We start from the raw sequence: 6,143 nt of genomic DNA on the forward strand, positions 1-6,143 counted from the left end.
CGCCGTGCGCGCGGCGGCGGCCCGGCCGGTGAGCCGGAAGGGTGACGCCCCGCCCCGCCGAACGGGCGACGCCCCGTTCGGCGCCGGTGGCGGGGAACGGGGCGTCGGTGCGGTCCCGCGACGGTCAGGCGCCGATGGCGTGCAGACCGCCGTCGACGTGGATGATCTCGCCGGTGGTCTTCGGGAACCAGTCGCTCAGCAGGGCGACGATGCCGCGGCCGGCCGGCTCCGGGTCCTTCAGGTCCCACTCCAGCGGGGAGCGGGTGTCCCACACGGAGGCCAGCTCGCTGAAGCCCGGGATGGACTTGGCGGCCATGGAGCCGAGCGGGCCCGCGGAGATGAGGTTGCAGCGGATGTTCTGCTTGCCCAGGTCGCGGGCGATGTAGCGGCTGGTCGCCTCCAGGGCGGCCTTGGCCGGGCCCATCCAGTCGTACTGCGGCCAGGCGAACTGCGCGTCGAAGGTCAGGCCGACGACCGAGCCGCCGTTCTGCATCAGCGGCAGGCAGGCCATCGTGAGCGACTTCAGGGAGTACGCCGAGACGTGCATGGCGGTGGCGACGGACTCGAACGGGGTGTTCAGGAAGTTGCCGCCGAGCGCGTCCTGCGGGGCGAAGCCGATGGAGTGGACGACGCCGTCCAGGCCGCCCAGCTCCTCGCCGACCACGTCGGCCAGGCGGGCGAGGTGCTCGTCGTTGGTGACGTCGAGCTCGATGACCTTGGTGGGCTTCGGCAGCTTCTTGGCGATGCGCTCGGTGAGGGTGGGCCGCGGGAACGCGGTCAGGATGATCTCGGCGCCCTGCTCCTGGGCCAGCTTGGCAGCGTGGAAGGCGATGGAGGACTCCGTCAGCACGCCCGTGATGAGGATGCGCTTGCCCTCGAGGATTCCGCTCATGGTGATCAGTGACCCATTCCCAGTCCGCCGTCAACCGGGATGACGGCTCCAGTGATGTACGAGGCGTCGTCCGAGGCGAGGAACCGCACCGTCGCGGCGATCTCCTCGGGCTGCGCGTAACGGCCGAGCGGCACCTGAGAGACGATGCTCTGGCGCTGCTCGTCGGTGAGCACCTTGGTCATGTCGGTGTCGACGAAGCCGGGCGCGACGACGTTGAAGGTGATGTTGCGCGAGCCCAGCTCCCGGGCGAGGGAACGCGCGAAGCCGACCAGGGCGGCCTTGGACGCGGCGTAGTTGGCCTGACCCGCCGAGCCGAGCAGGCCGACCACGGAGGAGATCAGGACGACGCGGCCCTTCTTGGCGCGCAGCATGCCGCGGTTGGCGCGCTTGACGACACGGAAGGTGCCCGTGAGGTTGGTGTCGATGACCGAGGTGAAGTCCTCCTCGGACATGCGCATCAGGAGCTGGTCCTTGGTGACGCCGGCGTTGGCGATCAGGACCTCGACCGGACCGTGCTGCTCCTCGATCTCCTTGTAGGCCTGCTCCACCTGCTCGGGGTCGGTGATGTCGCACTTGACGGCCAGGAAGCCGGCCGGCGGCTCACCCGAGCGGTATGTGATCGCGACCTTGTCGCCGGCGTCGGCGAATGCGCGGGCGATGGCGAGGCCGATGCCCCGGTTGCCTCCGGTGACGAGAACCGAGCGGCTCAACGGATCACCCTTTCGATAGCGGTTGCACACATCCGCCCGAACAGCTGGATGACAGGCGGCTTCATCGAAAACCTATCGGTACCGGCACGCGCACGGGCAAGCGGGCACCGACAGTGGCGCGGGGGTGTCGCTGTCGGATCCCTACAGAAGGCGTCGTTCCGGGGACGGAAAGGTGTGGTCCGCCGGGCCGGTCCCGCGACATGATCGGAGCCGACAGGCCACGACAGCAGGGAGACCTCCGTGCCTCATTCCATCGACGAAGCCTTCACGGCGCTTCCGCTACGGGCCCTCGCCGACGCCGCGCTCGCACGCGCGCGTGCGCTGGGGGCCGAGCACGCGGACTTCCGGTTCGAGCGGGTGCGCAGCGCCTCCTGGCGGCTGCGGGACGCCAGGCCCGCCGGATCGTCGGACACCACCGACCTCGGGTACGCGGTGCGGGTCGTGCACGGCGGTACGTGGGGCTTCGCCTCCGGGGTGGACCTGACCATGGACGCCGCCGCCCGGGTCGCCTCGCAGGCGGTGGCCATGGCCAAGCTGTCCGCGCAGGTGATCGAGGCGGCCGGGTCGGATGAGCGGGTGGAGTTGGCCGACGAGCCGGTGCACGCCGACAAGACGTGGATCTCGTCGTACGAGATCGACCCGTTCTCGGTACCGGACGAGGAGAAGTCCGCGCTGCTCGCGGACTGGAGCGCGCGGCTGCTGGCCGCACCGGGCGTCGACCACGTGGACGCCTCGCTGCTCGTCGTGCACGAGAACAAGTTCTACGCCGACACCGCCGGGACCGTGACCACCCAGCAGCGGGTGCGGCTGAACCCGCAGCTGACGGCCGTGTCGGTGGACGAGTCGAGCGGGGAGTTCGACTCCATGCGCACCATCGCGCCGCCGGTGGGGCGCGGCTGGGAGTACCTGACCGGCACCGGCTGGGACTGGGACGGCGAGCTGGAGCGGATCCCGGAGCTGCTCGCCGAGAAGATGCGGGCGCCGAGCGTGGAGCCGGGCCTGTACGACCTGGTGGTCGACCCGTCCAACCTGTGGCTGACCATCCACGAGTCCATCGGCCACGCCACCGAGCTGGACCGCGCCCTCGGCTACGAGGCCGCCTACGCCGGCACCTCCTTCGCCACCTTCGACCAGCTGGGCAAGCTGAAGTACGGCTCCGAGCTGATGAACGTCACCGGCGACCGCACCGCCGAGCACGGCCTGGCGACCATCGGCTACGACGACGAGGGCGTGGCCGGGCAGTCCTGGGACCTCGTGAAGGACGGCACGCTGGTCGGCTACCAGCTGGACCGGCGGATCGCCCGGCTGACCGGGTTCGAGCGGTCCAACGGGTGCGCGTTCGCCGACTCGCCGGCGCATGTGCCGGTGCAGCGCATGGCCAACGTGTCCCTCCAGCCGGACCCGGCCGGGCTGTCCACCGAGGACCTGATCGGCGGTGTCGACCGGGGCATCTACGTCGTCGGCGACCGGTCCTGGTCGATCGACATGCAGCGCTACAACTTCCAGTTCACCGGCCAGCGCTTCTTCAAGATCGAGAACGGGCGGATCACCGGGCAGCTGAAGGACGTCGCCTACCAGGCCACGACCACGGACTTCTGGGGCTCGATGGCGGCCGTGGGCGGGCCGCAGACCTACGTCCTCGGTGGCGCCTTCAACTGCGGCAAGGCCCAGCCGGGCCAGGTGGCGGCCGTGTCCCACGGGTGCCCGTCCGCCCTCTTCAAGGGCGTCAACATTCTGAACACCACGCAGGAGGCCGGTCGATGAGCGCCCGTACCCACAAGCCGCACGAGGTCGTCGAGCAGGCGCTGGCGCTGTCCCGGGCCGACGGCTGCGTCGTCATCGCCGACGAGCACTCCACCGCCAACCTGCGCTGGGCGGGCAACGCGCTGACCACCAACGGCGTGACGCGGGGCCGTACGCTCACCGTGATCGCGACCGTGGACGGCGCGCAGGGCACCGCCTCCGGTGTGGTGTCCCGGTCCGCGGTCACCGCCGACGAGCTGGAGCCGCTGGTGCGGGCGGCGGAGGCCGCCGCGCGCGGCGCCGGGCCCGCCGAGGACGCGCAGCCGCTGGTCGGCGGGGTGCCGGAGTCCCCGGACTTCACGGACGCGCCCGCCGAGACCTCCTCCGCCGTGTTCGCCGACTTCGCGCCGGCGCTCGGCGAGGCCTTCGCACGCGCGCGTGCCGGCGGCCGGGAGCTGTACGGCTTCGCCAACCACGAGCTGGTCTCGACGTACCTGGGGACGTCCACCGGGCTGCGTCTGCGGCACGACCAGCCCACCGGCACGCTGGAGCTGAACGCCAAGTCCCCGGACCGTACGCGCTCGGCCTGGGCGGGCCGGTCCACGCGGGACTTCAAGGACGTCGACCCGGGCGCCCTGGACGCCGAGCTGGCCGTACGGCTCGGCTGGGCGGAGCGGCGCGTGGAGCTGCCCGCGGGCCGCTACGAGACGCTGCTGCCGCCGACCGCCGTGGCGGACCTGCTGATCTACCAGCTGTGGTCGGCGTCGGGCCGGGACGCGGCCGAGGGCCGGACGGTGTTCTCCAAGCCGGGTGGGGGCACGCGGGTCGGCGAGAAGCTGAGCGAGCTGCCGCTGAACCTGCGCAGCGACCCGAACGAGCCGGGCCTGGAGTGCCCGCCCTTCGTGGTCGCGCACTCCTCCGGCGGCGACCAGTCGGTCTTCGACAACGGTCTGCCGACCCACGCCACCGAGTGGATCTCCGAGGGGGTGCTGAAGCACCTGACAACCACCCGGCACAGCGCGGGCCTGACCGGGCTGCCGGTCGCGCCGGTGCTGGGCAACCTGATCCTGGACGGCGGCGACGACCGGTCCCTTCCGGAGATGGTCGCGGGCACCGAGCGCGGACTGCTGCTGACCTGCCTGTGGTACATCCGCGAGGTCGACCCGGCGACGCTGCTGCTGACGGGCCTGACCCGGGACGGCGTCTACCTCGTGGAGAACGGCGAGGTGACCGGGCAGGTGAACAACTTCCGGTTCAACGAGTCCCCGGTGAGCCTGCTGGGCCGGGCCACGGAGGCCGGGCGGACGGAGAAGACGCTGCCGCGCGAGTGGAGCGACTGGTTCACGCGGGCCGCCATGCCCGCGCTGCGCATCCCCGATTTCAACATGAGCTCGGTCAGCCAGGGCGTATAACCTCGTAGTCGGCTGTCACCGGACAGTCCGAAGATCACCAAGGAGACACGAGAACCGTGACGGACATCGTCGACGACCTGAAGTGGCGGGGGCTCATCGCCCTCTCCACGGACGAGGACGCACTGCGCAAGGCGTTCGCGGACGGCCCCGTCACGTTCTATTGCGGCTTCGACCCGACCGCGCCCAGCCTGCACCTGGGCAACCTCGTGCAGATCCTGACGATGCGCCGCATCCAGGAGGCGGGAAACCGTCCGCTGGCGCTGGTCGGCGGTGCCACGGGTCTCATCGGCGACCCGAAGCCCACGGCCGAGCGCACGCTGAACGCGCCGGAGGTCGTGGCCGGCTGGGTGGAGCGGCTGCGGGCGCAGATCGAGCCGCTGCTCCACTTCGACGGGCCGAACGCCGCGGTGATGGTCAACAACCTGGACTGGACCCAGGGCCTGTCGGCCATCGAGTTCCTGCGGGACATCGGCAAGCACTTCCGGGTCAACAAGATGATCGCCAAGGAGGCCGTCTCGCGCCGGCTCAACTCCGACGCGGGCATCAGCTACACCGAGTTCAGCTACCAGATCCTCCAGGGCATGGACTTCCTGGAGCTGTACCGGCGGCACGGCTGCACGCTGCAGACCGGCGGCAGCGACCAGTGGGGCAACCTCACCTCGGGCACGGACCTGATCCACCGGATCGAGCCGGAGGCCGTGGTGCACGCCCTGGGCACCCCGCTGATCACCAAGGCGGACGGCACCAAGTTCGGCAAGACCGAGTCCGGCACGGTGTGGCTCGACCCCGAGATGACCACGCCGTACGCGTTCTACCAGTTCTGGATCAACGCGGACGACCGGGACGTCTCGAAGTTCCTGCGGATCTTCAGCTTCCGGTCCCGTGAGGAGATCGAGGAGCTGGAGCGGCAGACGCAGGAGCGTCCGCAGGCCCGGGCGGCGCAGCGGGCACTCGCCGAGGAGCTGACGACGCTGGTGCACGGCGCCGACCAGACGGCCGCGGTGATCGCCGCGTCCCGCGCCCTCTTCGGGCAGGGCGATCTGGCGGAGCTGGACGAGCGGACGCTGGCGGCGGCGCTGTCCGAGGTGCCGCACGTCCAGGTCACCGAGCTGGCCCCGGTGACCGACCTGTTCGCCGAGGTCGGTCTGGTCGCCAGCAAGTCCGCCGCGCGGCGGACCGTGAAGGAGGGCGGGGCCTACGTGAACAACGTGAAGGTCACCGCCGAGGACGCGGTGCCGTCAGCCGGGGATCTCATTCACGGGCGGTGGCTGGTGCTGCGGCGCGGGAAGAAGAACCTGGCCGCCGTGGAGGTCGCGGGCGCCTGAGCGTCGTAGCCGCGCGGGTCGGCGGGCGACTGCGGCTTCGCCGGGGTGGCCCGCGCCCCAG

Annotated in this window: 5 protein-coding genes; 3 read left to right on the forward strand and 2 right to left on the reverse strand. The window is 71.1% G+C overall.

Features of this window, described 5'->3' with window-relative positions:
* Positions 1-124 precede the first annotated feature (124 nt).
* Complete coding sequence (fabI, locus tag ABZV94_RS28970) at positions 125-892, reverse strand: enoyl-ACP reductase FabI (protein ID WP_356345429.1); 768 nt, start codon at positions 890-892, stop codon at positions 125-127.
* A gap of 5 nt (positions 893-897) precedes the next feature.
* A complete protein-coding gene (gene fabG / locus ABZV94_RS28975; RefSeq protein WP_356345431.1) occupies positions 898-1,602 on the reverse strand; it encodes a 3-oxoacyl-[acyl-carrier-protein] reductase in 705 nt (234 codons plus the stop codon).
* 240 nt (positions 1,603-1,842) lie between these two features.
* On the opposite strand from fabG, the gene ABZV94_RS28980 reads away from it, so the two are divergent.
* The 3 genes from ABZV94_RS28980 to tyrS are packed head-to-tail and all read left to right on the forward strand — an operon-like array spanning position 1,843 to position 6,082.
* Positions 1,843-3,366 (forward strand): TldD/PmbA family protein, encoded by a 1,524-nt coding sequence (locus tag ABZV94_RS28980; RefSeq protein WP_356345434.1) that lies wholly within the window; start codon positions 1,843-1,845, stop codon positions 3,364-3,366.
* The gene (locus ABZV94_RS28985; RefSeq protein ID WP_356345436.1) at positions 3,363-4,757 is read left to right on the forward strand and encodes a metallopeptidase TldD-related protein; all 1,395 of its coding nucleotides are present in this window, start codon (positions 3,363-3,365) and stop codon (positions 4,755-4,757) included. Before ABZV94_RS28980 ends, ABZV94_RS28985 begins: the two co-directional genes overlap by 4 nt.
* A 56-nt stretch (positions 4,758-4,813) precedes the next feature.
* The gene (gene tyrS / locus ABZV94_RS28990; RefSeq protein WP_356345438.1) at positions 4,814-6,082 is read left to right on the forward strand and encodes a tyrosine--tRNA ligase; all 1,269 of its coding nucleotides are present in this window, start codon (positions 4,814-4,816) and stop codon (positions 6,080-6,082) included.
* The last annotated feature ends 61 nt before the right edge of the window (positions 6,083-6,143 follow it).

The organism is Streptomyces sp. NPDC004658, assembly GCF_040609555.1.
GTDB lineage: Bacteria > Actinomycetota > Actinomycetes > Streptomycetales > Streptomycetaceae > Streptomyces.